This is a genomic window from Paraclostridium sp. (assembly GCF_051657365.1).
Classification (GTDB): Bacteria; Bacillota; Clostridia; order Peptostreptococcales; family Peptostreptococcaceae; genus Paraclostridium.
In genome coordinates this window covers 63,013-88,570 of sequence record NZ_JBOFKN010000023.1, presented here as the reverse complement: position 1 = coordinate 88,570, position 25,558 = coordinate 63,013, and the positions used below count along the sequence as shown (strand labels likewise).

28 protein-coding genes are annotated in these 25,558 nt (G+C 29.0%); all 28 read right to left on the bottom strand.

Annotation, left to right across the window (positions count from 1 at the left end):
• Positions 1-522: LytR/AlgR family response regulator transcription factor (locus ACRCYC_RS01630; protein WP_438617452.1), on the bottom strand; the 522-nt coding region annotated here is incomplete at its 3' end.
• A 146-nt stretch (positions 523-668) separates the two neighbouring features.
• Positions 669-2,042 carry a sensor histidine kinase gene (locus ACRCYC_RS01625; protein ID WP_438617451.1) on the bottom strand — a complete coding sequence of 458 codons (1,374 nt, stop codon included), beginning with the start codon at positions 2,040-2,042 and terminating at the stop codon, positions 669-671.
• Between the two features lie 9 nt (positions 2,043-2,051).
• The gene (locus tag ACRCYC_RS01620) at positions 2,052-3,107 is read right to left on the bottom strand and encodes a sensor histidine kinase (RefSeq protein ID WP_438617450.1); all 1,056 of its coding nucleotides are present in this window, start codon (positions 3,105-3,107) and stop codon (positions 2,052-2,054) included.
• Complete coding sequence (locus ACRCYC_RS01615; RefSeq protein WP_438617449.1) at positions 3,073-3,780, bottom strand: response regulator transcription factor; 708 nt, start codon at positions 3,778-3,780, stop codon at positions 3,073-3,075. Before ACRCYC_RS01615 ends, ACRCYC_RS01620 begins: the two co-directional genes overlap by 35 nt.
• Before the next feature lie 187 nt (positions 3,781-3,967).
• Positions 3,968-4,696 carry a TraX family protein gene (locus tag ACRCYC_RS01610; protein WP_438617448.1) on the bottom strand — a complete coding sequence of 243 codons (729 nt, stop codon included), beginning with the start codon at positions 4,694-4,696 and terminating at the stop codon, positions 3,968-3,970.
• Between the two features lie 128 nt (positions 4,697-4,824).
• Entirely contained in the window at positions 4,825-6,201 is a 1,377-nt protein-coding gene (locus tag ACRCYC_RS01605) for an MATE family efflux transporter (RefSeq protein ID WP_438617447.1), read from the bottom strand.
• Between the two features lie 109 nt (positions 6,202-6,310).
• Positions 6,311-7,225 carry a LysR family transcriptional regulator gene (locus tag ACRCYC_RS01600; RefSeq protein WP_438617446.1) on the bottom strand — a complete coding sequence of 305 codons (915 nt, stop codon included), beginning with the start codon at positions 7,223-7,225 and terminating at the stop codon, positions 6,311-6,313.
• A gap of 84 nt (positions 7,226-7,309) precedes the next feature.
• Positions 7,310-7,558, bottom strand: coding sequence for a hypothetical protein (locus ACRCYC_RS01595; RefSeq protein ID WP_438617445.1), 249 nt, complete (start codon positions 7,556-7,558; stop codon positions 7,310-7,312).
• Between the two features lie 129 nt (positions 7,559-7,687).
• On the bottom strand, positions 7,688-8,515 hold the full coding sequence (locus ACRCYC_RS01590; RefSeq protein ID WP_438617444.1) for a phosphate ABC transporter substrate-binding protein: 828 nt from the start codon (positions 8,513-8,515) through the stop codon (positions 7,688-7,690).
• Between the two features lie 221 nt (positions 8,516-8,736).
• Positions 8,737-11,358, bottom strand: a complete 2,622-nt coding sequence (gene ppdK, locus ACRCYC_RS01585) for a pyruvate, phosphate dikinase (protein ID WP_438617443.1) — start codon at positions 11,356-11,358, stop codon at positions 8,737-8,739.
• Positions 11,359-11,721: 363 nt separating this feature from the next.
• The gene (locus tag ACRCYC_RS01580; RefSeq protein ID WP_438617442.1) at positions 11,722-12,558 is read right to left on the bottom strand and encodes a pyruvate, water dikinase regulatory protein; all 837 of its coding nucleotides are present in this window, start codon (positions 12,556-12,558) and stop codon (positions 11,722-11,724) included.
• 10 nt (positions 12,559-12,568) lie between these two features.
• A complete protein-coding gene (locus ACRCYC_RS01575) occupies positions 12,569-13,210 on the bottom strand; it encodes a helix-turn-helix transcriptional regulator (RefSeq protein WP_438617441.1) in 642 nt (213 codons plus the stop codon).
• A 127-nt stretch (positions 13,211-13,337) separates the two neighbouring features.
• Positions 13,338-15,404 carry a glycine--tRNA ligase subunit beta gene (gene glyS / locus ACRCYC_RS01570; RefSeq protein ID WP_438617440.1) on the bottom strand — a complete coding sequence of 689 codons (2,067 nt, stop codon included), beginning with the start codon at positions 15,402-15,404 and terminating at the stop codon, positions 13,338-13,340.
• On the bottom strand, positions 15,404-16,282 hold the full coding sequence (gene glyQ / locus ACRCYC_RS01565) for a glycine--tRNA ligase subunit alpha (RefSeq protein ID WP_438617439.1): 879 nt from the start codon (positions 16,280-16,282) through the stop codon (positions 15,404-15,406). Before glyQ ends, glyS begins: the two co-directional genes overlap by 1 nt.
• A 137-nt stretch (positions 16,283-16,419) precedes the next feature.
• Positions 16,420-16,998, bottom strand: coding sequence for a DUF4342 domain-containing protein (locus tag ACRCYC_RS01560; RefSeq protein WP_438617438.1), 579 nt, complete (start codon positions 16,996-16,998; stop codon positions 16,420-16,422).
• Positions 16,991-17,764: a DNA repair protein RecO gene (recO, locus tag ACRCYC_RS01555; RefSeq protein WP_438617437.1), complete on the bottom strand. Its 774-nt coding sequence runs from the start codon at positions 17,762-17,764 to the stop codon at positions 16,991-16,993. Before recO ends, ACRCYC_RS01560 begins: the two co-directional genes overlap by 8 nt.
• Positions 17,715-17,885, bottom strand: coding sequence for a YqzL family protein (locus ACRCYC_RS01550; protein ID WP_438617436.1), 171 nt, complete (start codon positions 17,883-17,885; stop codon positions 17,715-17,717). The genes recO and ACRCYC_RS01550 overlap by 50 nt, the downstream gene beginning before the upstream one ends.
• Before the next feature lie 70 nt (positions 17,886-17,955).
• Positions 17,956-19,335: a magnesium transporter gene (gene mgtE / locus ACRCYC_RS01545; protein WP_438617435.1), complete on the bottom strand. Its 1,380-nt coding sequence runs from the start codon at positions 19,333-19,335 to the stop codon at positions 17,956-17,958.
• A 15-nt stretch (positions 19,336-19,350) separates the two neighbouring features.
• Complete coding sequence (gene era, locus ACRCYC_RS01540) at positions 19,351-20,241, bottom strand: GTPase Era (RefSeq protein WP_438617433.1); 891 nt, start codon at positions 20,239-20,241, stop codon at positions 19,351-19,353.
• 44 nt (positions 20,242-20,285) lie between these two features.
• Complete coding sequence (gene cdd / locus ACRCYC_RS01535; protein WP_438617432.1) at positions 20,286-20,687, bottom strand: cytidine deaminase; 402 nt, start codon at positions 20,685-20,687, stop codon at positions 20,286-20,288.
• A 135-nt stretch (positions 20,688-20,822) separates the two neighbouring features.
• The gene (locus tag ACRCYC_RS01530) at positions 20,823-21,536 is read right to left on the bottom strand and encodes a diacylglycerol kinase (protein ID WP_438617431.1); all 714 of its coding nucleotides are present in this window, start codon (positions 21,534-21,536) and stop codon (positions 20,823-20,825) included.
• A gap of 4 nt (positions 21,537-21,540) precedes the next feature.
• The gene (gene ybeY / locus ACRCYC_RS01525) at positions 21,541-21,999 is read right to left on the bottom strand and encodes an rRNA maturation RNase YbeY (protein WP_438617430.1); all 459 of its coding nucleotides are present in this window, start codon (positions 21,997-21,999) and stop codon (positions 21,541-21,543) included.
• A 66-nt stretch (positions 22,000-22,065) separates the two neighbouring features.
• Positions 22,066-23,364 carry a sporulation protein YqfD gene (gene yqfD / locus ACRCYC_RS01520; RefSeq protein ID WP_438617429.1) on the bottom strand — a complete coding sequence of 433 codons (1,299 nt, stop codon included), beginning with the start codon at positions 23,362-23,364 and terminating at the stop codon, positions 22,066-22,068.
• A gap of 13 nt (positions 23,365-23,377) precedes the next feature.
• On the bottom strand, positions 23,378-23,614 hold the full coding sequence (locus ACRCYC_RS01515) for a YabP/YqfC family sporulation protein (protein WP_438617428.1): 237 nt from the start codon (positions 23,612-23,614) through the stop codon (positions 23,378-23,380).
• A 149-nt stretch (positions 23,615-23,763) separates the two neighbouring features.
• A complete protein-coding gene (locus ACRCYC_RS01510; protein ID WP_438617427.1) occupies positions 23,764-24,261 on the bottom strand; it encodes a TspO/MBR family protein in 498 nt (165 codons plus the stop codon).
• Positions 24,262-24,379: 118 nt separating this feature from the next.
• The gene (locus ACRCYC_RS01505; protein ID WP_438617426.1) at positions 24,380-24,823 is read right to left on the bottom strand and encodes a GatB/YqeY domain-containing protein; all 444 of its coding nucleotides are present in this window, start codon (positions 24,821-24,823) and stop codon (positions 24,380-24,382) included.
• Between the two features lie 26 nt (positions 24,824-24,849).
• Positions 24,850-25,029 (bottom strand): 30S ribosomal protein S21, encoded by a 180-nt coding sequence (rpsU, locus tag ACRCYC_RS01500; RefSeq protein ID WP_021125460.1) that lies wholly within the window; start codon positions 25,027-25,029, stop codon positions 24,850-24,852.
• A gap of 164 nt (positions 25,030-25,193) precedes the next feature.
• Complete coding sequence (locus ACRCYC_RS01495; protein WP_438617424.1) at positions 25,194-25,541, bottom strand: histidine triad nucleotide-binding protein; 348 nt, start codon at positions 25,539-25,541, stop codon at positions 25,194-25,196.
• Positions 25,542-25,558 lie beyond the last annotated feature (17 nt).

Sequence of the window (25,558 nt, the reverse complement as noted above, 5' to 3'; positions counted from 1 at the left end):
GTTTTTAATTCTATTTTGAGTATTATATTTTTTATATGTTGTATGAATTGTTATATCTTTTTTTATTATTTCTATATATGTAATTTCTTTTATATCTATCTTATGAGTTATTCCATTTTCTTTAATCATTATGAAGTTTTCTCTTCTTTTTATAATATCTGAGACACAACTCAAAATATTTTCTTTTAAATCTTCATAGCTTACTGGCTTAAGTAAGTATCTGTATGCTCTAACTTTATAACCATCTTGTATATGTTCTAATAATGAAGTTATAAAAATAATTTCAGATATTTTATTTTGTTCCCTAATTTTTTTAGCTAAATCCATTCCATTTAATTTATTCATTTGTATATCCAAAAAATATATATCAATTCCTTCTAAGTTAGCTTCTAAAGCTTCTTCTCCCGAACTAAAGTCAAAGACTTCAACATTATTAGATATTTCCTTGAATATTTTAGATATGAAATTATTTAATTTATTTCTTTGTAAATCATCATCCTCACAAATAACTATCCTATACAAACACTCGCCCCCTTACTTTTTTAACAATGTTAATTCAACTTTGTTAATATTACCATAAAATACCACAAATCCACAATCTTTGTGTTATTAAAAAACAAAGGGGTACCGTTTTGGTACCCCCCCTTGTTTTTTAATAATTTTCATGACTATTTTTTTGTATCATTAAAAATAATTGTAGCCTTGAATAAATCCCCTTCTACGTCTATTTTTATTTTACCACCTTGAACTTTCACCAAATTATTAACTATACTTAACCCTAATCCATATCCTTCACTATGTCGTGATTTATCACCTTTTACAAATCTATTTGTTAATGTATTTTCATTTGTATCTATCTCATATTTGCATACATTTTTAAAGTTTAGCTCTACCTTGTCATCTTTATTTTCTAAATCTATATAAACTCTTGTACCCTCTAATGAATACTTAATTATGTTATCTAATAAATTTTCAAAAATTCTAGTTGTTTTATCTTTATCTAAATTAAGTATTATGTTTTCTTCTTCTATATTAAGCCTTAAATCAAGATTACTTTCTTCTATCCTATCTTTGAAGTTTTCTATAGTATTTTCTAGTAAATTTCCTATATACAAACTTTCCTTATTCACTACAATTACTTCTTCATCTGAATTTATAATATCATTCATATTTTTTATAAGAGAATTTAATCTATGAGTTTTATTTTTTAATATGTTTATTTGATCTATTTTTTCTTCTTCATTTAGTTTCTCAGTTTTTAATATATAAGTTGAATTTATTATGGATGTTAAAGGGGTTTTTAGGTCATGAGATAAATTAGTTATTAACTGAGATTTACTATTTATACTTATATTTTCACTTAAAGTAGCTTCTTCTAATTTAAATAATAATAACTTTAACCTATTCGTTATTGCTATATATCTAGTTCCAAAGAATAACTCAACTCCATCATCTATTTCTAAAAATTCGTTTATATCTATTTGTTTAATATTTTCTTCATCTACATTTTCAGTAACATTTTCTAAAGTTGCTTTTATCATAGATAAACTTATTTTACTGCCAATTATTTTTAATATTAGTCTTACTATATTTAAAAATAATACAGATATAAATATCATGCTTCTAAAACTATCCCCATCTAAATATCCTATATATCCAAATACAAGCATTAAATTTCCAATTAATGATATCCATTTTTTCACTATATATTTTGAATATATAGCTGTTTTACTATCATCATCTTCTTCTACCTTTAATCTATACCAATATACAGACCTAGCTAATACCATTATTAAACTTATTCCTAAAACTAAACATATACAACCTCCAATTAACCACATAAAGTTAGAAAAAATAATAGAATAAGTTAAATAAAACATGTTATCATTAGCAACCATGCTTATAAAGAATATCAAAAGTAATATATACCACCATGCTTTTTGTATAAGTAATGGTTTTGTAAGTGCTAATCTAATTTTTAAATCTTCTTCATCAAATATATTGTATTTATCATTTGATTTGTATAAAAATGCTTCAAACATATTCGCCACCTACTCTTTAAGACTTTCTATATTTTTAAATTTCATTTCCACTTTAAACATATCCCCATCTATAACAATATCTACTTTACCACTTTGAAGTTCAGCCAAACTACAAGCTATAAAAATTCCCATCTGCTTTTTATTACCACTACTTAAATTTTGCAAAAATTGTTTTGTGCTTATATTTAATTCTTCCCTAGATATATTTATAAGTTTTATAAAAACTTCATCCTTTTCTTTGTAAAGTTTCACATGTACCCTACTATTTTCTTTTGAATATTTAACTATATTGTCTAATAGTATTTCAAAAATTCTCCACATCTTTTGCCCATCGCAATTTATATATGTTTTTTCTTCTTCTATATCGCTTTTTATAATTAATTTACTATCAGCAAATCTACCTTCATATTCTGCTATTGATTGTTTCAATATGTTTTTTATATCTAGTTTTTCCATTTCTATATCTATGTCATTATTTACAGCTTTTGATAATTCAAATAATTCTTCTATGTTGTGTTTTAATAAATTAGATTTTTCTTCTAAATTATTTATAATTTCATAATCAAAGGTTTTCTCTAGCTCATTAGTATTTTTTACAATTTCTGATACAGGCTCTTTTAAGTTTTTAGCGACTCCTAAAATCAATTCATTAGTCATATTTTTATTAGTTTTTTCTTTGATTTTACTATCATATATATACTTAGAAACTTTATCTAAATGTTTCATTATTCTATTTCTATCTTTACCTAGTATGGCACTTCTTCCATCATATCCACCTTGTATTTGTTCAAATATATCTAAAGTATCTTCAGACATTTGAGTTATTTGATGTATTTCTTGAAAAAGTGCTATATCTCTTATCCCATTTATAAAATTTTCTGCCATAAGTGCAATAGTTATTATAATCATACTTATTGTTATAGCTAAGAATTTATCATAGCCTAAAAGAAATGTACTCAAAATTATTATACCTACTAATACGTATATTATTTTTTTTATTAATTTTGCCTTATTAAATACCTCTGCAAACTTATCTTCTTTTAATTTTGTCGAATTTATATCCAATTCCCCACACCACCTTTAAATATATTGGTTCTTTAGGATTAATTTCTATTTTTTCCCTAATCCTTCTAATGTGAACCATCACTGTATCCGTATTTATACAATAATCATTCCATATTTTTTCATATATATCTTCTGCTGAAAAAACCTTACCTGCATTTCTCATAAGTAATTCTAATATTTTATATTCCATAGGCGTTATTTTTTTCAAAACACCATCAACTTCTAGTTCTTTGCTATTTGTATCAAGCTTAATCCCTCCTATTGCAACAACTTCTTCACTTTCTTTGTTTTCATAATTACCTAAGTTAACATACCTTCTTAACTGTGATTTTACCCTAGCTACTAGCTCTAATGGATAAAATGGTTTAGTGATATAATCATCTGCTCCAATATTTAAGCCTAGTATTTTGTCACTATACTCAGACTTAGCGCTAAGAATAATTATAGGAATATTTTTATCTTCCCTAATCCTCATAGTAGCTTCTATTCCATCCATATTTGGCATCATGATATCCATTAAAATTAAATGAATTTCTTCCCTTTCAACAATATCTAAAGCTTCCTTTCCATCATAAGCTTTGAATACCTTTATCCCCTCATGTCTTAAGTATCTCTCTATCGCATCAGGAATTTCTTTTTCATCATCAACAACTAAAACGCTATATTCACTCATAAATTCCTCCCCAATAGTTAGCTATAAACTTATATTAGCATATAAATCTTACAATTCACTTTGCTCAATTCTTAAATTTTTCTAAACAAATTAATTTAAATCTTATCAAACTTTAAAACTCTTATTTTAAATACTTTTATGCTACTTTATAATACAAAAAAGCCCTTGATTTCTCAAGGGCTTGTATCTACTTCAGTACATATTTTAATATTGCTAATCCCCATAGATGTAATGGGTAAAATACGTAGAATAAATATTTACTAAATTTATTATTTAAACCTCTTTCTCCATTGTATAAAAGTATCAATGGAACAGCTAATATAAACAAGAAATCACAGTTAAGCGGTAACATTAACATAGCTTCTTTCATTGAAGGATATGGCAAATAAGTAAAAAGCAAGAATGATATAACTGATAATATTATATATCCAATAACTAGTTTTTTATTATTACCTCTAAAGAAGTATGTTACTAATATAAATGGTATTACTGCCATACCCCCTTCTGTAAATGGTGCTAATGGAATTAATATTATTGCTGCTAATAATATAATTAATTTTTTAGCAAAATGCTTTTGCTTACTATATTCTATTAAATTTATAATAGTAAGTCCTAATGCTAGCGTTAAAAATATATTATTATTAACTACTACCTCTTTTGATTTAAGTGCCATATTTATCAACGTATCTCCAACTTGCATAAATACAGCCCATCCAATTAATCTCAAATTATATTTTAATTTATTTCTAGTATGAAAAAGTCCCTCTACCACTAAAAACGCAAATATAGGTGATACTACTCTCGATACCGGGTGAACCCACATTGGAAATACATGTGGGAAAAACTCTCTTAAATGGTCAAACAACATAACTATAAGTGCAAATACTTTAAGTTCAAATGCATTAATTTTCTTCATAAAAAATACCTCCTGTTTTTTAGTACTAAGTCATTTTAACTTAAATTCAAAAACAGAGGTATTTAATTACCTTACACCTATATTACAATTTCGTAATGTGATTATAAAGTTATATATATTAATTTTTATTAACACTCAACATTAATTTTATTGCCTAATTCCATTCCTTTTAAAGCTTGATTTGTTTTCTTTGCATAAAATACTGTTAATATTACTGTAAAGAAATCTGATACAGCTTGAGTAAGTAAAACTCCATCCATCCCTAGTAACTTTGGAAGTATTATAATAATTGGCAAAAAGAAAATACCTTGTCTAGCTGTTCCAACTATTAAAGCCTCTTTAGGCATACCTAGAGATTGATACAATACTGCATATAATTGAGTAAACCCTAAGAAAGGATATAATAATAATGTAGCTCTAAGTGTTTTAGCTCCTATATCTATAACAGCTGGGTCATTACTAAATAGTTGTATAGCTTGTGGTGCAAATACCATTAAAGTTATAGTAGCTAATGTTGAAAATATTGTAGTTCTTTTTATAGATATTTTTATAGCTTCTCTTAATTTTTCATATTTCTTTGCTCCATAATTGTAACTAGCAATAGGCTGGAATCCTTGATTATACCCTAATACAACAAACATTACCAATGAAGATAACTTTAAGGCTATACCAAATGAAGCTATTAATTCATCTCCATAGGGCTTTGACGCTATATTTAAAAGTCCCATAGATATACTTATTAGAGCCTGTGTTAAGAAAGTAGCCGTGCCAACTGAAACTACTTCACTATATATTTTCTTTGAAAATTTAAATTTCTTAATTTCTACTTTTAAGTAACTCTTCTTTGTTATAAAATATGATAATAACAATGCAACTGATACAAATTGACTAAATACTGTAGCTACAGAAGCTCCAACTACTCCCATATTAAAGTTAAACATCAATATTGGATCTAGTACTATATTTATAACTGCACCTAAAGCTACTGCTGTTGCGCTCAATCTTGTATTTCCTTCTGACCTTACTATATTTGCAAGAGTTGGCATCATTATAGGTAAACTCGCACCTATAGCGATAGGTTTTGCATATTCAAGAGCATATGGCATTACGCTATCTGTTGCACCTAATAATCTTAATATTGGTTCTAAAAATATTAGTATCAATATAGTAAATACAAATCCAATTAATATAGAAGATATTATAGCCGTTGATGCTACTTCATCTGCGCTATCTTTATCTTTAGACCCTAAAAGCCTTGCGATATATGATGAAGACCCTACTCCTATCATTTGCCCTACTGCATTTATTAAAATAAATAAAGGAAATACTACTGATACCGCAGCCATTGCCAATGTATCATTTAGCATGCCTATAAACCCAGTATCCACTATGTTATATATTGCACTTATTAAACTGGCTATAATTCCTGGTATTGCAAATTTCCATATTACTTTACCTATATTGTCATCATCCATTATACTTGATGTATCTATAATTTTATTCATTCAATCACACTCCTTAGTTAATAACATCATATTAATATGATATCAAAACCATGGAGTTATCGTTAATATGTATATCTTATTACTAGTTATAACTAAAACTTATAACAACTCACCTGTTTTTTACATTATCTAAAAAAACTTCCAAAAATAATTTTGCTTCTTCAGATAATTGTTCTTTTTTCCTTTTCACCCATCCTATAGAGAATTCTACATTTTCATTTTCAAGGGGTATAGCCTTTACTCCTCTTATTCTTTCAATTTGATTAAATCCTGATCCAATTACATATGCATTAGTTTGTAACACAAATTGAATTATAGTTTCCTTGTCATTTAGATATATAGTTCTATCTTTGTTAGAAAACCCTAGTGAATCTAATTCTATGCTGTATGTAAGTGCATTTATAGGTTCTTCTGATAAATGTACACATATATAATCATTTAATTCTTCTGGCTTTACAGATTGATTATTATATAAAGGATTATTTTCTCCTACATAAATATATAACTTATCTTTTAATATAGGATTAAATTCTAGCTTTTTAGCTTCTATTACATTTTTCCATACTCTTTCTTGCATATTAGAAATAGCAAATATTCCGATTTCTGATTTCATACTAGCTACATCATCTATTACTTTTTCTTTGTAAGTTTCTTTTATTGATATTTTTATTTTATTTGCATCAATCTTTTTATATAATTCACTCAAAACAATACCTAAATCAAATAATTTACCACTAGATATTTCTAATGTAAATGCTTTTTCCTCTGATAAATTTGAATATATATTTTCTATATTATCAACCTGGCTTATTATATACTTTGCATAAACCAAGAAATCTTTTCCTTCTTTAGTTAACTCTACACCTCTATTTGTTCTATTAAATATCTTTATATTAAATTCCTGTTCTAAGCTCATTATTGCATTGCTTAAATTAGGTTGTGATAAAAATAAATTTTTAGAAGCTTTATTCATAGACCCTGTTTCTGCTACTTCTATTAAATACCTTAATTGATTAAGTTGCAAAATATAACCTCCATTATTTTTAAATATTTTTTATAGTTTACCACATTTTGTGTATTTGTATAAAAAAAGAGCTTATAAAAGCTCTTAATCTTCATCTGTAAAATTATTATTAAATCTCATTTTAGCTATTCTAAGCATTTCCCCTAAATTGTACCCTTTTAGCTTACATCCACACTTTGGACAGTATTCTAGTTTTTTAGAAACTACTGCCCTACAACTAGCCTCAGGACATCTTACTTTTTCAGTTACTTTACCAACATCAAGTCCACATCTTGGACAAATAGTTCCTGGTCTATTTGAAACTTCCTTTCCACATCTTGGACATTTTATCACAATTACCCCTCCCCATAAATAATATAAGAGTTGATACTATATACTATGGTAAATTCTATATTTGTGATATATGTTTATATAAAAAAATACACTTTCTATTTTCATAGAAAGTGTATTTTAAATTAATATTTATTTAAGAGTTACTAATCCATCTTCTGCTACTATCTTTTGCCCTTCTTCACTTAATATAAAATCTACAAACTTTTTACCATTTTCTGTTAATGAAACTTCTTTGTATACTAGTAAGAATGGTCTAGATAATTTATAGTCTCCGCTCTTAGCATTAGCTGGTGTAGGATCTACTCCATCTACTTTAACTGAACTTATGCTATCATCTAAGTAACTAAATGATGTGTATCCTATTGCATTTTCATTTCCCGCTACTGTTGATTTTATATTTCCATTTCCATCACTTATTTGAGCTTCTTTTGTTAATTGTGTTGAGTCATATCCAACTATTTCTTGGAATGCATCTCTAGTTCCTGATCCATCTTCTCTTGAAACTACTACTATAGGTGCATCTTTACCTCCCACATCTTTCCAGTTAGTTATTTTACCTGTATATATATCTTTTATCTGATCCATTGTAAGAGATTTTACTTCATTATTTTTATGAGTTATTATTCCTATTCCATCAACTGCTACTTTAGTTTCTTTAAGTCCTGCACTTTTTTCTTCATCTTTTAAATCTCTAGATGCCATTCCTATTTCTGCTACTCCATTTATTGCATCTTTTATTCCTGCTGATGATCCTAATTGATTTATTTCTACCGATACTTTCGAATCTACTGATTTATATGCTTCTGCTTCTTTTTCAATTAATGGTCCTACTGAAGTAGATCCTGATATTGATATTTTAGCTGAATCTCCTCCAGAATCTTTTGATCCACATCCTACTGCTAATGCTCCTACCATTATCGTACTTGCTAATAAAACCCCTATCTTTTTCTTAAACATAAAAGTACCTCCGCCTTTGGATAATTTCATTATTATTTTCCCATTTTTACTATTTTTTATTCTTTTGTTTGAATCTTCTTTATATTTTAATAATAATGCTTTTATGTTAAATCCAAATTAGGTTCGTGTTAACTACAAGTAAATAACATTAAGATTATGTAAAAAAGGATATCTCAAAATATAAGTCTCTTGAGATATCCTTTTAAATTTATTTTAAGTTTTTATTTATTGTTTTTTATTGCTGCTTGAGCTGCAGAAAGTCTAGCAATAGGTACTCTGTAAGGTGAACAAGATACATAATTTAATCCAGTCTTGTAACAGAACTCTATAGAAGATGGTTCTCCTCCATGTTCTCCACATATACCTAATTTAAGGTTTGGCTTAACACTTCTACCTAACTTAGCTGCCATTTGAACTAATTTACCAACTCCATTTTGATCTAGAACTTGGAATGGATCTTTTTCTAAGATTTCACTATTTACATAATCCCCTAAGAATTTGTTAGCATCATCTCTTGAATATCCAAAAGTCATTTGAGTTAAATCGTTAGTTCCAAAACTGAAGAAGTCAGCTTCTGTAGCTATTTCATCAGCTGTTAAGCAAGCTCTAGGTACTTCTATCATAGTTCCTACAGTGTAATCTACTTTAACTCCTGATTTTTCTAATTCTTCATTTATAACAGCTATAACATTTTCTTTTATAGTTTTTAATTCCTTAACTTCACCTACTAAAGGTATCATTATTTCAGGATTAACTTCTACACCACTTTCTTTGGCTGCTATAGCACCTTGTATTATAGCCTTAGCTTGCATCATAGCTATTTCTGGATAAGTTATAGCAAGTCTACAACCTCTATGTCCAAGCATTGGGTTTAATTCTTGTAAATCAACTATTCTTTTTCTTATTTCTTTAACTTCTATGCCCATAGTGTTTGCTAAAGCTTCTATAGCTTCATCATCATGAGGTAAGAATTCATGTAGTGGTGGATCTAGTAATCTTATGTTAACACTTCTTCCATCCATTACTTTAAATATTTCTGTAAAGTCTTCTCTTTGCATTGGTAGTAATTTTTCAAGAGCTACTAATCTTTGATCTACTGTTCTTGATAATATCATTTCTCTAACTGCTGGTATTCTATCTTCGTCAAAGAACATATGCTCAGTTCTGCAAAGTCCTATTCCTTCTGCTCCAAATTTTATAGCAACGCCTGCATCTCTTGGAGTATCAGCATTAGTTCTAACTTGTAGAGTCTTGTACTTATCTACCCATTTCATAAGAGTTTCAAAGTTACCTGTAAGTGCAACATCAGTTTTTTCTATTTCTCCTAAGTATACATATCCTGTCGAACCATCTAAAGATATATAATCTCCTTCTTTTATAACTAATCCATCTACAGTTACTTCTTTGTAGTATTCATCTACTTTTATTTCTCCACATCCAGCTACACAACATTTACCCATACCTCTAGCAACAACCGCTGCATGAGATGTCATACCACCTCTAGCTGTAAGTATACCCTCAGCTACAACCATACCTTCTATATCTTCAGGTGATGTCTCTAATCTTACAAGTATAACTTCTTCACCTTTTTCAGCAGCTTTAACTACATCATTAGCATTGAAATACACCTTACCACAACTAGCACCAGGAGATGCTGGTAATCCTTTAGCTATAAGCTTAGCATTTTTTAAAGAAGTTTCTTCAAAGTTTGGATGTAATAACTGATCTAATTGATTAGGTTCAATTCTCATAATAGCTTCTTTTTCATCTATTATATTTTCTTCAACTAAATCAACTGCAATATTTATAGCAGCTTGAGCAGTTCTTTTCCCGTTTCTTGTTTGAAGTATATATAACTTTTCATTTTCTATAGTAAACTCTATATCTTGCATATCTTTATAATGATTTTCAAGTATATGAGTTATCTTTACAAATTCATCATATATAGCTGGCATAGCTACCTGTAATGTTTCTATATCTTGAGGAGTTCTAATACCTGCAACAACATCTTCACCTTGTGCATTTATTAAATACTCACCGAATAATTTATTTTCTCCAGTAGAAGGATTTCTAGTAAACGCAACCCCAGTCCCACTAGTTTCTCCCATATTACCAAAGACCATAGATTGTATATTAACAGCAGTTCCTAAGTTATGAGGTATATCATTTAACTTACGATATATATTAGCTCTTGGATTATTCCAAGACTTAAATACAGCCTTTATAGCTAACATTAACTGCTCCTTAGGATCTTCAGGGAAGTTTTGTCTTAATTCTTTTTTGTATATCTTCTTATATTCCTCAACTACAACCTTTAAATCATCAGTAGTAAGGTCAGTATCAAACTTATGACCTTTCTCTTCCTTAATTCTATCTAACACATTCTCAAACTTATACTTTGGAACATCCATAGCAACATCTGAAAACATCTGTATAAATCTTCTATAACTATCATAAGCAAATCTTTCATTTTGAGTATTACTAGCTAAAGCCTTAACAGAAGTATCATTTAAACCTAAGTTTAAAATAGTATCCATCATCCCAGGCATTGAGAAAACAGCACCTGAACGAACAGATAATAATAAAGGATTTTCGCTACAACCTAACTTCTTACCTAAAGAAGCCTCTAACTCAACTAACTTTTCTTCAATTTGCATATTTATAACTTCACTTATACTCTCATTGTTCACATAATAATCATTACACGCTTCAGTACTAATAGTAAACCCTGGAGGCACTGGTAAGCCTATCTTAGTCATCTCGGCTAAATTAGCACCCTTACCACCTAAAAGACTTTTCATTTCCTTTGAACCCTCACTAAAACTATAAACAAACTTACTCATGAAAAACTCCTCCTAAATATAATTTTTTAGATACAATACATACTGTATATTGTATTCACGCCTAAATATTTTGTTATACCTAAAAATCTATAAATAAAATAATACCTAAAACTCCTAGTTATTACTTTCTAAATGCATAGTTAAACGTTTTTTGTCCATCTAACTTATCCCACAAAATCTTAATCTGACTTAAACTTTTAGATTGATGTAAATTTATTTGTTGAAGTAAGACTTAAAGACCGCTCTTTTTAGGTCTTTGTCTGGATGAAACAAGTAAATTTACATCAATCTCCGTTGAGACAAATAAGATTTACACTACACATCGAAAGTTTTTTGATTATTTTTCCGATGTGCACTAAAATCCTATTTATCACTGTCTTTAAATATTTTAAGACCATTTTCTCTCATTATATCCATTATAATTCCAGCAGTTTCCTCTATAGCTTTATTAGAAACATCTATAACAGGACACCCTACTTTTTTCATAATCTTATCAGAATAATCTAATTCCTGAAGTATTCTATCAAATTTAGCATAATTAGCATTACTTGATAATCCTAAAGACTTTAATCTTTCTTGTCTTATCTGATTTAACTTCTCTGGAGTATTAGTAAGACCAATTATTTTCTTTTGATTTATCTCAAATACCTCTTTAGGTATTGGAATTTCTGGAACTAAAGGTACATTTGCAACCTTTATATTTTTATTAGCAAGATACATACTAAGTGGTGTCTTAGAAGTTCTTGATATACCTAATAAAACTACATCAGCTTGTAATATTCCTCTTTGATCTTTTCCATCATCATACTTAACTGCAAACTCAATTGCCTCTACTCTCTTAAAGTAGCTTTCATCTAACTTTCTTATAATACCTGGTTCTCTCTTTGGCTTAACACCAATCTTATTAGTTATTTGCTTTAATATAGGTGTCATTAAGTCTACACAACTTAAATTTTCCTTAGCACAATAATCTTCTGTAAATGTTAAAAGCTCTTTCTCAACTAATGTATATATAACTATTGCATCTTCTTCTTTAGCACTTTTTAATATTTCATCTAAAAAGTTAACATCTATAACATAAGGAAATCTTCTTATCTCATAGTCATCATTTAATTTAAATTGTGATAATGCAGCTTTTGTAACTTGCTGCGCTGTCTCCCCTACTGAGTCTGATATTACATATATGATTAAATTCTCCATATACTCCTCCTTAATTATCTGCTATTTCTAAAAATAATTTTGTTATATTAGTTTTAGAAATTCTACCCACAACCTTATTTATTATTTTATTATCCCTTTTTATCTCTTCTACAACTGGAATTGAATCTACTTCATGTTCTATTATTCTCTTTGCTGCTAAAACAACAGTATCTTCAAGTGTAACAGTTACAACATTAGGTGTTCTTGTCATAATCATACCTACTGGTATTTTATTTATATCTCCTCCACCTATAGTTACTTTTAGTAAATCTTTTCTAGAAACTATTCCGCATAACTCTTCACTATTGTCTATTATAAATATACTACCTACATCAGATAAAAATATGTTAACTATAGTATCGTACACATTAGTATCTTGAGTTACCATAATTGGCATACTCATTATATCCGCTACTGTTTTATTCTTTATTGTATCTCCTAATAAATTAACTTTGTCTAACCCTGAATAAAAGTACCCAACCTTTGGTCTTGCATCTAGTACTCCGGTCATAGTTAAAATAGCTAAATCTGATCTTAATGTAGCTCTAGTTACATTAAGTATTGATGCTATATTCTCACTTGTTATAGGCTCATTTTCTTTGACTATATCAACTATCTTTAGTTGTCTGTTATTAAGTTGAATAATAACCACACTCCTTTTTATTGTGATATACTATTAATCCGTTTTTCTTTATATAGTATATTATATATTTTTTATAGTATAATGTAAATACAAAAACTAAAAACCGAGGAAAAATTCCCTCGGTCATTTAAACAGATTACTTATATACTATCTTAGATAGGTCACAAATATTTAACATTGTGTCATATATTTGCTTTAATATAGCTAATCTATTATTCTTTATAGCCTCGTCCTTGTCCATTATCATAACAGAGTCAAACATACAGTCTATTGCTGGTCTTAATGATGCAAATGCATCAAGTCCTTTAGTATATTCCTTCTCCGCTAATAGATATTCAACATTCGAACGCGTTTCTTGGAATTGTTGATATAAATTAAATTCAGCTTCTTCTCTCATTAAGCTTATATTAACTTTATCAGTTTCAGCTTTTTGAGCTAATGTTGCAACTCTGTTAAATGCTGTTAGCATTTCAACTAATTCATCTTTATCTATCCAAGAGTTTAGAGCTACTGCTCTAGCATGCATATCAGCTATATCATCTATCTTAGAGCTTAATACTGCATCTATAACATCGTATCTTATTCCTAAGTCTCTGAATAAATTCTTTATTCTATCTTTGAAGAATTCCATTATTTGTTTCTTAACTTCATTCTTATCAAATTCTATGAATGAATAGTTATCTAGAGTTAATTCTACAAGTTCACCTAAACTTATATCTAGATTATTATCCATTAATATATTTATTATTCCTAAAGCTTGACGTCTAAGTGCATAAGGGTCTTGAGAACCTGTTGGTTGTATTCCTATTGCAAAGAATCCAGCTATAGAGTCTAACTTATCTGCTATAGATAGTACAACTCCTGATTTAGTTTTAGGAAGTATATCTCCTGCAAATCTTGGTAGGTAATGTTCAAATATAGCATCAGCTATATTTTCATTTTCTCCACTTACTTTTGCATATTCTCTTCCCATTACACCTTGAAGTTCTGTAAATTCAAATACCATACCTGTAACTAAGTCTGCTTTACATAACTCAGCTGCACGAACTGTATCTTCTTTTATAGCTTCTTCATTTAATTTATCTAAAATATCGCTAGCTAATTTTTCTATTCTTAAAGATTTATCATATACTGTTCCAAGTTTAGCTTGGAATACAACAGTCTTTAATTTTTCTATGTAACTTTCTAAAGGCTTTTTAGTATCTTCTTTGTAGAAGAATAAAGCATCTGCAAGTCTAGCTTCTAGAACTTTTTCATTCCCTGCTTTAACATTGTCTATTCTATGGCTATCACCATTTCTAACAGCTATAAAGTTTGGAAGTAATTTACCATCTTTTAAAACTGGGAAGTATCTTTGATGTTGCTTCATAGGAGTTATTACAACTTCTTTTGGAAGCTTAGCATAATCTTCATCAAACTCTCCATAGAAAGCTGTTGGATATTCTACTAAATGAGTTACTTCTTCAAGTAATTCTTCATCAAATTCTATTTCTCCACCTAAAGATTTAGCAACTTCTTCACATTGTTTCTTTATAAGTGCTTTTCTCTCATCTTGGTTTAGTATTACAAAGTTTTCTTCTAACTTAGCTAAGTATTCATCTAAAGAATTAACTTCAAATTCACTTTGCCCTAAGAATCTATGTCCTTTAGTAACATTAGATGATACTATTCCTTCTAGTTCTATATTAAGTAGTGAATCATTTAATATACAAACCATCCATCTTATAGGTCTTATAAATCTCATGTTCTTTCCACCCCAACGCATAGCCTTAGGGAATGTCATAGATTTTATAACCTCTGGAAGTATAGTTGTTAAAACTTCGCTAGTTAATTTACCTTCTTGCTTTATTTTACCGAAAGCATACTCTTCTTTGCCAACTTGCTTAAAGTATAAATCTTCTTCTTTTATACCTTTGCTTTTCATAAATCCTAAAAGTGGCTTAGTGAAGTTTCCATCAGCATCAACAGCTATTCTTTTAGCAGGACCTTTTAGCTCTTCTTCTAAGTCAGATTGTCTTTCACATATATTCTCAACTATAACAGTTAATCTTCTTGGTGTAGAGTATACATTAACACCATCAAAAGTTATTCTGTTTTCGTTAAATGCTTTAACTACATTAGTTTTTAATTGTTCCATTGCTGAGTTTACATATCTTGCTGGTAATTCCTCAACACCTATTTCAAATAAAAGGTAATTATTCATTATCTGTCACCTTCCTTTAAAAGTGGGTATCCCATTTCTTTTCTTAATTCTACATAAGCTTTAGCTACTGTTCTAGCCATGTTTCTAACTCTACTTATAAATGAAGCTCTTTGGCTTACACCTATAGCTCCTCTAGCATCTAGAGTATTAAACGTATGAGAACATTTTAACACGTAATCATATGCTGGAGTTATTAAGCCTTTTTCCATAAGTTTTAAAGCTTCTTTTTCATATACATCAAATAAGTTAAATAGTAAATCTGCATCACACTCTTCAAATGCATATACAGAGTTTTCATATTCTGCTCTTTGGAATACTTCTCCATATGTAATTTCGTCATTCCATTTTAAATCATATACACTTTCAACTTCTTGAATATACATTGCTAATCTTTCTAGACCATATGTTATTTCTCCAGTTTCAAGTTCACACTCTATACCACCAACTTGTTGGAAGTAAGTAAACTGAGTTATTTCCATACCATCTAGCCACACTTCCCATCCAAGTCCCCAGGCACCAACTGCTGTTGCTTCCCAGTTATCTTCAACGAATCTTATATCGTGTGCTCTTGTATCTATTCCTATAGCTTCTAAGCTTCCTAGGTATAACTCTTGTATATTATCTGGAGATGGCTTTAATATAACTTGGAATTGGTGATGTTGATATAATCTGTTAGGATTCTCACCATATCTACCATCTGCCGGTCTTCTAGACGGTTCTACATAACATACTTTCCAAGGCTCTGGTCCTAAAGATCTAAGGAATGTATTTGGGTTCATTGTTCCTGCACCTTTTTCTACATCATAAGGTTGCATCATTATACATCCTTGCTTAGCCCAGTATCCTTGTAATGTTAGTATCATATTTTGAAAATTCATACGAATACCTCCTATATTAAAAACAAAGCCTTTCGCACTATACGAAAGGCCATTAAATGGTTATTTTCTAACTTTTAGAATATCAAACTCTTTTGGTTTTGTCAATACACTTAAACATAGCATTGTCAACACTTTGATTAGAATTTAGGTGTGTCATCGTTTTCTTCTTGTATTAACTCATCAGTTATATCTTTTTCATCTTTTTTATTGTCTTTTACTACTTCTGTAACTTCCTTCGCAGTACTTGTTAACATATTTTTTAACATATTTAATTTTTCTTCGTTTAATTCTCCTAAATCAACAACTGTTTTATCTTCTTCGTTTTCAACTTTTATATTAAATTTACCTATTACAGCTGCTGAAAGACCTACTAATGTTACTAATGGTCCTAGTGCTAACCCAACTACTCCAACTGTTAGAGGTATGTTCATTATTGTTTTATTATCTTTTTCAACTATTATTCTTATTACATTACTTCTTTTTAACATTTCTTTTAGTTGACACTTTAATTCTTCTGCATCTTTTCCAATTGCATTTTCCATTTTAGCTTTAGCTTTAGTTTTTACTTTTGCAGCTTTTTTATTTTGTTCTAAATATATTATTGCATCTAATATATTTCCATCGCTAACAACTAATGCTTCCTTAGCTTGTGCATAGCTTGCACTTGGAACTCTTTCTAATACTTGATCTATTTTTTCTAATGTTATATCAATCATTGATATCAGCTCCCTTATTATTTTCTAGTCCCTGTAATAAGTGTAATGATTTTGTATTTGCGTTGTCAACGTAAACTTGAATATATACTTTTAAAATTTTGCTTAATTCGTTAACTATATATTTAGATACTTTTGCTTTACTACAAGTTAATATATCATTTTTAAATATATAATCCATAAGCTTTATAGTTGTGCTGTCTATTTTAAAATTATATACATGATTTTCTTTACACTTTTCACATAGTATTCCACCTTCGTCAACATTAAATACACTATTTTTAAGATTAGCATCGTTGCAGTTGACACATTTGTTTACTATAGGTTTAAAACCTGTATAATCTAAAAACTTTAGTTCAAAAGCTTTAGTTATATATTCCTTATCTACATCAGGTTGTGTATATAAATAAAGAGTTTGTGCTAATAAAACAAATAATCTATTGTTAGTTTGATTTTCATATATAGACCCATCTACTAAACCTGTTATATATGTAGCATATGAAAAAGCTTCTATATCATAGGCTATATTATAAAAACTTTTAATTGTTTCACTTTGACTTACTCTATACATATTACCTTGTTTTTTTAAGGTAAAGTTTGAGTAAGAAAAAACTTGAGAAGAAGATAGTAAGGCGCTTTTATTTCTTTTAGCTCCTTTTGCTATAGCTGATATCTTCCCAAGTTTTCTAGTAAATATAGTTAGTATTAAATCACTTTCTTTATATCTTGTTGATCGTAGTACTATCCCCTGGGTGTTCAAAATTATCATAGTCGATTTCTATCTCCCTATTTATATTATTGCTCTCACTTACATTGATGCTGTTTTTTAAGTATAGATATGCTTCTATACTTCCAGTTCTTTTAAAAACTTCCCAACACAAATTGTTCATTTTTAAAAACCCCCTTCTTACTCTTATATTATATTTTTAGTAAGAAAGGGGGAAATAATGCATTAAGTTGTTAGACAATTTTTGACAATATAATAGTTGTCGTTAAAAAATAAATCGTCATCCCAATTATATCAAGGGCTGTAGCTATTAATGGAGCCGACACGATCGACGGATCTACATCCATTTTTTTAAATAACATAGGCATTGATGAACCTATCATAGCCCCAATTATCATATTTATAAATAAAGATAAAGAAACTATTAAAACTATATTTATATCCTTGACAAAAACATAAGTTGCTATACCTATAATTAAACTGCAAATTATTCCTGTAAATACACCAACTAATCCTTCTAATAAAACATTCTTAAAATTTAAGTTTTTATTAGATAATGCCATTACTGTAAGTGCTGACGCTTGTGTACCTATATTTCCACTCATACCTGTTACTAAAGGCACGAAATACATTAACGGGAAGTATTTTGAGTCAATTACATAATCAAAACTTGATAATATAAGTGTTGCTAAAAAACCACCGATTAAAGTTACTATAAGCCATGGTATTCTAGCCTTAAATGAAGATATAACTTGATCTTTTGGATCTACGTTAGTTTGTTCTATAATATCTCTTTCTTGTTCTGAAGTTCCAGCAAATTTATACATATCTTCACTAGCTTCTTCTTCTATAACATCAATTACATCATCAACCGTTATAATCCCCTTTAGGATTTCATCTCTACTTACAACCGGAATTGCTATTAAGTCGTATTTAGAAACCAATTTAACGGCTTTTTCTCTATCTTCATCTACGTATACAGATATTATATTTTCACTCATTAAATCTTCTACTATACTATCATCTCTTGATATTATAAGCTCTCTTAATGATAATACACCTACTAATTTTTCAGAGTTGTCTACTACATAGATATAATATATAGTTTCTGCATCTATTGCATGTTCTCTCATATAATCTATGGCTTGTTTAGCAGTCATATCTTTATTTATAGATATATAACCTGTAGTCATTATCCCACCTGCTGATTCTTCTTCGTATATAAGAAGTTCTTTAACATCTTGGGCATCTTCTTGATTTAGTAAATTTATTATCTCTTCTCTTTCATTTTCTTCTAGTTCAGCTAAAATATCTGCCATATCATCTAGTGACATCATTTCTAATATATTAGCTTTATGCTCTGCATTTAACTTAGATAGCATATGCTTGAAAAACTCAGAGTCAGTTTCATCAAGTATTGATGCTGCCATATCTATTGGCAGTATTTCAAATAATTTTATTTGATTTTCATCATCTAGTCTTTCTAGAATATCAAAAATATCTCTATTGTGATATTCTTCCATTAGTTCTCTTAATTCTAATATTTTATTATTTTCTATTAAATCTTCTACTTGATTTAATAAGTATTTGGAATGCTCGTCTTTCCTATCCATAAAACCCACCTTTTATTATTTATCAGTATAGCCAAAGTTATTTATAAAGCTTTGTAAGTTTCTCCAGTTTTGTTTAACTTTAACCCATACTTGAAGGTTAATTTGAGACCCTAATAATAGCTCTATTTCTTCTCTAGCTGATTTACCTATACCTTTTAACTTTCTACCATTTTTACCTATTATTATACCTTTGTGTGAATCTCTTTCACAGTATATAACAGCTGATATATCTATTATATCTCTATCTGGTCTTTTTTTCATTCTTTCTATTTCTACAGCAACACCATGAGGTATTTCATCATGAACATAGTGAAGTACTTTTTCTCTTATAAGTTCAGATATTAAAACTCTCTCTGGTTGGTCTGTTATCATGTACTCAGGGAAGTATTGAGGTCCTTCTTCTAAGTATCCTGCTATTACTTTTAATAATCTATCTGTATTTTTTCCTTTTAATGCTGATATTGGCACTACTGCTTCAAACATATTCTCAGCATCATACATTTTCATTAAGTCAAATAATTCTTCTTCACTTAACATATCTATTTTATTTAATACTAATATCTTAGGAGTTTTTATACCTCTTAAGCTTTCTATTATCATTCTGTCTCCTGGTCCTATTTTCTTAGACTCATCAACAACGTATAAAACTACATCTACATTTTTAAATGCATCTGTTGCTGATTTAACCATGAACTCACCTAATTTATTTTTAGGTTTGTGTATACCTGGTGTATCTAAAAATACCATCTGACATTCTTTATCTGTGTAAACTGCTTGAATAGTATTTCTTGTAGTTTGAGGTTTATCACTCATTATTGCGATTTTTTCTCCTACAAAGTTATTCATAAGAGTAGATTTCCCAACATTTGGTCTACCTACTATACTAACAAATCCTGATTTAAACATTCTAATTCCTCTTTTCAATTTGTCTTTTGTGTTTTTGATTTTATTTATTTAAAGTCACTACCTGAGAAATAATGTGGAACTAATTGAGCTATAGTATGTTCCTGTATGTCTCCTTTTGAGTATCCAGTTATTATTCTTATATTTGGGCCAAACTCAATTATTACTTGCCTACATATTGCGCATGGGTATGTAGGTTCATTTTTTTCTGAGTTAGTACTAGCTATTGCTATGGCTTCTATATCTTTGTGTCCTTCAGAGATAGACTTAAATATTGCAGTTCTCTCTGCACAGTTCGTACCTGAAAAAGATGCACATTCTATATTACATCCTGTAAATACTTTTCCACTCTTAGTTAAAAGTGCAGCACCAACTTTAAAGTTTGAGTATGGTGAGTAAGAATTTTCTCTTGCTTTTTCTGCTATTTCTAATAGTTCTTTATTATTCATCTATTTACCCCTCCATTAAAGACACTGTGTATCTTGATATTTTAAGTAGTACATTACATTATACCAAAATAGAAATAAAGAAAAAAGTATATTTCTATTTAGTTTCAAAAAAAGCGGGAATAAATTTCCCACTTCTTAATACTGAGCTATCTGTAAAACAAGCATAGCCACTAAAATTCCTAATAAAGCCCCTGCTATAGTTTCCCAAAAAGTATGTATCTTTCCTTCTATCCTACTTTGTGCTACTAACCCTGCCATTAAATATGCAAGTGTTGATGCAACAACTCTTTCAGTCATAAAAGTTACAAGAGTAGCAAGTGCAAAAGCAAGAGCTGAATGTCCACTTGGCATTCCTCCTTGCATAGGCGTTCCTGTTGCAGTTAGTGACTTAACTACTACTACGGCTATTAAAACTAATACTATACATATAAGTGTAACATGTATTGGAGATTTTCTAATGGCAAAGAATACTGGCTCTCCCATAGCTTCTAGTTTATCATAAAATAATAAATATCCAACTACACAAGCATTTAAACTAGCTATTAGAACTCCTCCAGCTGCAACATCTTTTGCTATTTTAGCTAGTGGATGATAAGTATCTGTTATCATATCTACAGATTTTTCTATAGCTGTATTAAACATCTCAGATATTACTACTAAGCTTATTGTAAGAAGTAAAATCATCATTTCAAATTTATTAAAGTCACAAAACAAACTAAATGTAAGAATTACTGCTGCTACAAAGTAATGTATCTTCATATTTCTTTCATGTTTAAAGGTATATAATATTCCCGCAATAGCTGCATTGAACGCTTTTATTATACCTTGCTTAGATTTTTTTTTACCCATAAATTTACTCCCTTGTTATATTAAGCTTGTTTAATACATCTTCTTCTCTTTTTCTCATGTCTTTAGTATTTTCTTCTGTATCATGATCATACCCTAATAAGTGGAACATACTATGACATACTAAGAAACATACTTCTCTTTCAAAACTATGATTATATTCTTCACTTTGTTCTAAAGCTCTCTCTAATGATATGACTATATCTCCTAAAGATTCTTCTTCCATTTCAACATCAAATTCATCTGTTAAAAGTGGAAAAGATAAAACATCAGTTGCTCTGTCTACTCCTCTGTATTCTCTATTTAACTCATGTATCTCTTCATTATCAACAAAAGATAAGCTTACCTCATAGTTATCTTCATATCCTTCATAATATAGACTTTCTACTATTATGTCATGAATTTTTCCTAAAAGCTCTTCACTTACTTTTAATTTATCTTGTCTATCGTCTAATATAATTTCCATAATATATATCCTACTTTCTTCTTATGTTTTCATTTTTGTCAAACGTCTCATTTAATTATACCTTTTCTATTGTTCCTTTGTATCCTTATCTTTTTCATTTTTATCTTTATTTATATCCTTAAATTCATTTCTTATGTCATTTATGGGTCTTTTCTCCGGATTTGAAGGAATTGGCTGTGCTTCTTTTTCTTTTTTTTCATTTTCTTGTCTAATTAATTCTTCTGCTTCTGATTTACTTAAAGGATGTACCTTAGCTATATTTTCTAGAGTATCTACAGTTACTGTATATTCAAGTACACCTTTTTTTACTTTGTGTTGATGTTTAACATCTTTGTATCTTGCATCTACAGGAATTTTATATTCTAAGTCTTTAAGTGCCTTTTCCTTTAAATCTTCTTTGACTTGTTCTTTATCTTTTTTAACTTCTTTTATATTAACCTCATTAAAAACACTAGCTTGTATCTTTATTGGGAAAGTGTAATTGCCTATTTTAAGTTCATAGTTTTTATTTTCTATTTCATAATTTTTAAAATCTATATTTCGTCTTAACGTATATTTTTTATCATAAAAACTAAGTGAGTATACTGTCTTTTTATTCCCCGTTTTTATTTTTGTTTGTTCTATGTAATTTGCGCTTTGTTTTGACTCGTAATAAGTTACTGCCCAAACCTCTGGTATGGACTTTGTATTAGCTCCAGAAACCAACACATCCCCTTCTCTTACTATATCTCCCACATTACTTACTTGATTGCCACTTCTTGGTATTACCTTATTTATTATACCATTTTTTTTAGCAATTATATTACAATAATTCGTTTCTTTTTTCTCTGTCAACGATTCATCTTTTTTAGTTACTGTAACAAATATATTTGTTCCTTTAACATTTATAGATATATATGCAATATCTTCAAACTCACTCATTATATGGTCTCTGACTTCTTTTCGCTCTATACTTTTTTTATAAACCCCAGGTTTAACTCCAGCCTCTCCAAGTTCTTTCCTTAGCGCCCCTTTATCAATCCCTTCAGGCGCTTGTATATATACATCTGTCACAAATAAAGATGTGCTCATTAATAAGAACAATGAAATTATAGCACAAATCCACATTCCTTTGTGTTTATATACGCGCCTAGCAATAAATGGAATCCCCATATTTTGTTTTACCTTAACATCATATTTACTATTTCTATATATATTTTTTAAAATTTTAATATCTTTTTTATCTACCTTAAACTCAAGTTTAGCATTAGATAGTCTTTTAACTTCATATACATTTACTTTGTTTCTTATCAGGGTATTTAAAAATATCTCCGTATTTATACCCTCTACAGTTATCACATAGTATCCCCTAATATAACTTATCAAAAGTCGCTCCCCCTTACGTAGTGTACTCTACACTATATATAATTCCTTTTATTCCTATTTCTGTATCTGTAATGTATTTTAGATATAGTTTATCTCCACTTATTTTTATAGTGCTTATCTTTGTTTTTATTTTAATTAAGTTTACATCATATTCAAGAATAGATTTATAGTTTTCTATACTTATGAATGTATTGCTCAAAATAGTTACTGTTGGTTGATTTACCTGTAAATCAGTTGGAACCTCCATCATACTCATACCCCCTTAATATATTCTATGTACTTTTATAATTTTAATTACTTGTATTAATGCTTGAGTCCTATATAATACTATGTACTAAATATAAATTTGGGGACCTTTTCTTAATAAAAAAATAAAGCCAAGCTGGCTTTTATTTTTTATTATCTATTTATCGACCATACTACGTAATTTAAGAAGAAGGCATAAAACAACCAAGCTAAGTATGGTAAATTCAAATAAGCTGCTCTTTTATCAATTTTAGCAAATTTAATTATCATTGCTGTAACCACTAATATCATAAGCCCTATAACAACCAACGAAGTAAATCTAAGTCCTAAACCAAAGAACAGTATAGACCATATAAAGTTTAATCCTAATTGTAACCAGTAGTAAAACATAGCATCTCTAACTTTAAGGCTGTTTGACCCTTTTTTAGAAATTAGGTATGCTGATATCCCCATAAGTATATACAGTATAGTCCAAACTATTGGAAATATGTATGCCGGTGGGAAAAAACCTGGTTTTATTAATTCTGCATAATACACGCTTGAATCTGTTTTGCTTAAAAACTGTGCTATAGCGTTACTTGAAAAACCTAATATAAGCGGTATTAAAACACTTACTATAAAGTTTTTTACATCCTTCGTAGATATAATCAATTAATTCACCCTTTCCTCATCCTCTATTTAGTTTATAAATATGTACATACTTTAAATATTATTCCTATTTTTTTGGACAAAGCAAAAAGCCTAGATCTATTGATCTAGGCTTCTCTATCTATTGTAAGTTAGATTTAACTAACTCATTTATCATTTTTCCGTCAGCTACACCTTTTGTTTTAGGCTTTATAGCTGCCATGATTTTTCCCATATCTTTCATAGAAGTAGCTCCTACTTCAGATATAGTTTCTTTGACTATCTCATTTAATTCTTCTTTGCTCAGCTGTCGAGGTAGGTATTCCATTAATACGCTAATCTCAGCTTCGGCTTCTTGAACTAAATCATCTCTTGATGCTTTCGCAAATTCAGTCATTGCATCTCTACGTTGCTTTAACTGTTTTGTTATTACGTCGATAATCTCGTCGTCACCAAGTTCTGTTCTAGTGTCAACTTCGCGCTGTTTGATTTCAGCTCTTATTAATGTAACAACAGATTTTTTTACTTTATCTTTGTTTTTCATAGCAAGTTTTAAGTCTTCTTGCAACTTTGCTTTAAGGGACATCTCCCTTCACCTCTTATCTACAAAAATTATTTCTTAGCGTTTTTTCTTCTTGCAGCTTCAGCTTTTTTCTTACGTCTTACGCTTGGCTTATCATAGTGTTCTCTTTTTCTTACTTCAGACATTATGCCAGACATTGCACATGAACGCTTAAATCTTCTTAAAGCGCTGTCTAATGTTTCATTTTCTCTTACTCTTACTTCTGACATTCTTCTTCCCTCCCTCCGATAGCGCAAATTATGCTGGGACTGTAACTCGATTATATCTGCACAATATGCATTACAACCTCACACTTTGTTTATTATAAACTAATATTTTTATTTTTTCAAGTATTTTTATGAATAATACTTGTAAAAATTTTATTTATATAAACTTAATTCTCAGCATCATACCAATCTAGTTTTTTTCCAGCTAGTACATGGTAGTGTATATGCTTAACTTCTTGGCATCCATCACTTCCACAATTATTTATTATTCTAAAACCAGTCTTATCATATCCTTTTTCTTTTACTATTTTATTAATAACATTATGAATATGTGCAATTATTTCCATGTTATCTTCATCTATATCTATTATAGATTCATAGTGTTTTTTAGGTATCACCAAAACATGAAGTGGTGCGACTGGGTTTATATCATTAAAAGCTAAGACTTTATCATCTTCATAAACTTTATTTGATGGAATTTCTCCATTTATTATCTTACAAAATATACAACTCATAATTAACACCTCCTATC

Coding starts and splice junctions, on each gene's coding strand:
- ACRCYC_RS01625 (WP_438617451.1), bottom strand. CDS start 2,042: ATGTTTGAAGCATTTTTATACAAATCAAATGATAAATACAATATATTT.
- ACRCYC_RS01615 (WP_438617449.1), bottom strand. CDS start 3,780: ATGAGTGAATATAGCGTTTTAGTTGTTGATGATGAAAAAGAAATTCCT.
- ACRCYC_RS01610 (WP_438617448.1), bottom strand. CDS start 4,696: ATGAAGAAAATTAATGCATTTGAACTTAAAGTATTTGCACTTATAGTT.
- ACRCYC_RS01605 (WP_438617447.1), bottom strand. CDS start 6,201: ATGAATAAAATTATAGATACATCAAGTATAATGGATGATGACAATATA.
- ACRCYC_RS01590 (WP_438617444.1), bottom strand. CDS start 8,515: ATGTTTAAGAAAAAGATAGGGGTTTTATTAGCAAGTACGATAATGGTA.
- ppdK (WP_438617443.1), bottom strand. CDS start 11,358: ATGAGTAAGTTTGTTTATAGTTTTAGTGAGGGTTCAAAGGAAATGAAA.
- ACRCYC_RS01580 (WP_438617442.1), bottom strand. CDS start 12,558: ATGGAGAATTTAATCATATATGTAATATCAGACTCAGTAGGGGAGACA.
- glyS (WP_438617440.1), bottom strand. CDS start 15,404: ATGAATAATTACCTTTTATTTGAAATAGGTGTTGAGGAATTACCAGCA.
- glyQ (WP_438617439.1), bottom strand. CDS start 16,282: ATGAATTTTCAAAATATGATACTAACATTACAAGGATACTGGGCTAAG.
- ACRCYC_RS01560 (WP_438617438.1), bottom strand. CDS start 16,998: ATGATTGATATAACATTAGAAAAAATAGATCAAGTATTAGAAAGAGTT.
- recO (WP_438617437.1), bottom strand. CDS start 17,764: ATGATAATTTTGAACACCCAGGGGATAGTACTACGATCAACAAGATAT.
- ACRCYC_RS01550 (WP_438617436.1), bottom strand. CDS start 17,885: ATGAACAATTTGTGTTGGGAAGTTTTTAAAAGAACTGGAAGTATAGAA.
- mgtE (WP_438617435.1), bottom strand. CDS start 19,335: ATGGATAGGAAAGACGAGCATTCCAAATACTTATTAAATCAAGTAGAA.
- era (WP_438617433.1), bottom strand. CDS start 20,241: ATGTTTAAATCAGGATTTGTTAGTATAGTAGGTAGACCAAATGTTGGG.
- cdd (WP_438617432.1), bottom strand. CDS start 20,687: ATGAATAATAAAGAACTATTAGAAATAGCAGAAAAAGCAAGAGAAAAT.
- ACRCYC_RS01530 (WP_438617431.1), bottom strand. CDS start 21,536: ATGGGTAAAAAAAAATCTAAGCAAGGTATAATAAAAGCGTTCAATGCA.
- ybeY (WP_438617430.1), bottom strand. CDS start 21,999: ATGGAAATTATATTAGACGATAGACAAGATAAATTAAAAGTAAGTGAA.
- ACRCYC_RS01515 (WP_438617428.1), bottom strand. CDS start 23,614: ATGATGGAGGTTCCAACTGATTTACAGGTAAATCAACCAACAGTAACT.
- ACRCYC_RS01505 (WP_438617426.1), bottom strand. CDS start 24,823: ATGTCCCTTAAAGCAAAGTTGCAAGAAGACTTAAAACTTGCTATGAAA.
- rpsU (WP_021125460.1), bottom strand. CDS start 25,029: ATGTCAGAAGTAAGAGTAAGAGAAAATGAAACATTAGACAGCGCTTTA.
- ACRCYC_RS01495 (WP_438617424.1), bottom strand. CDS start 25,541: ATGAGTTGTATATTTTGTAAGATAATAAATGGAGAAATTCCATCAAAT.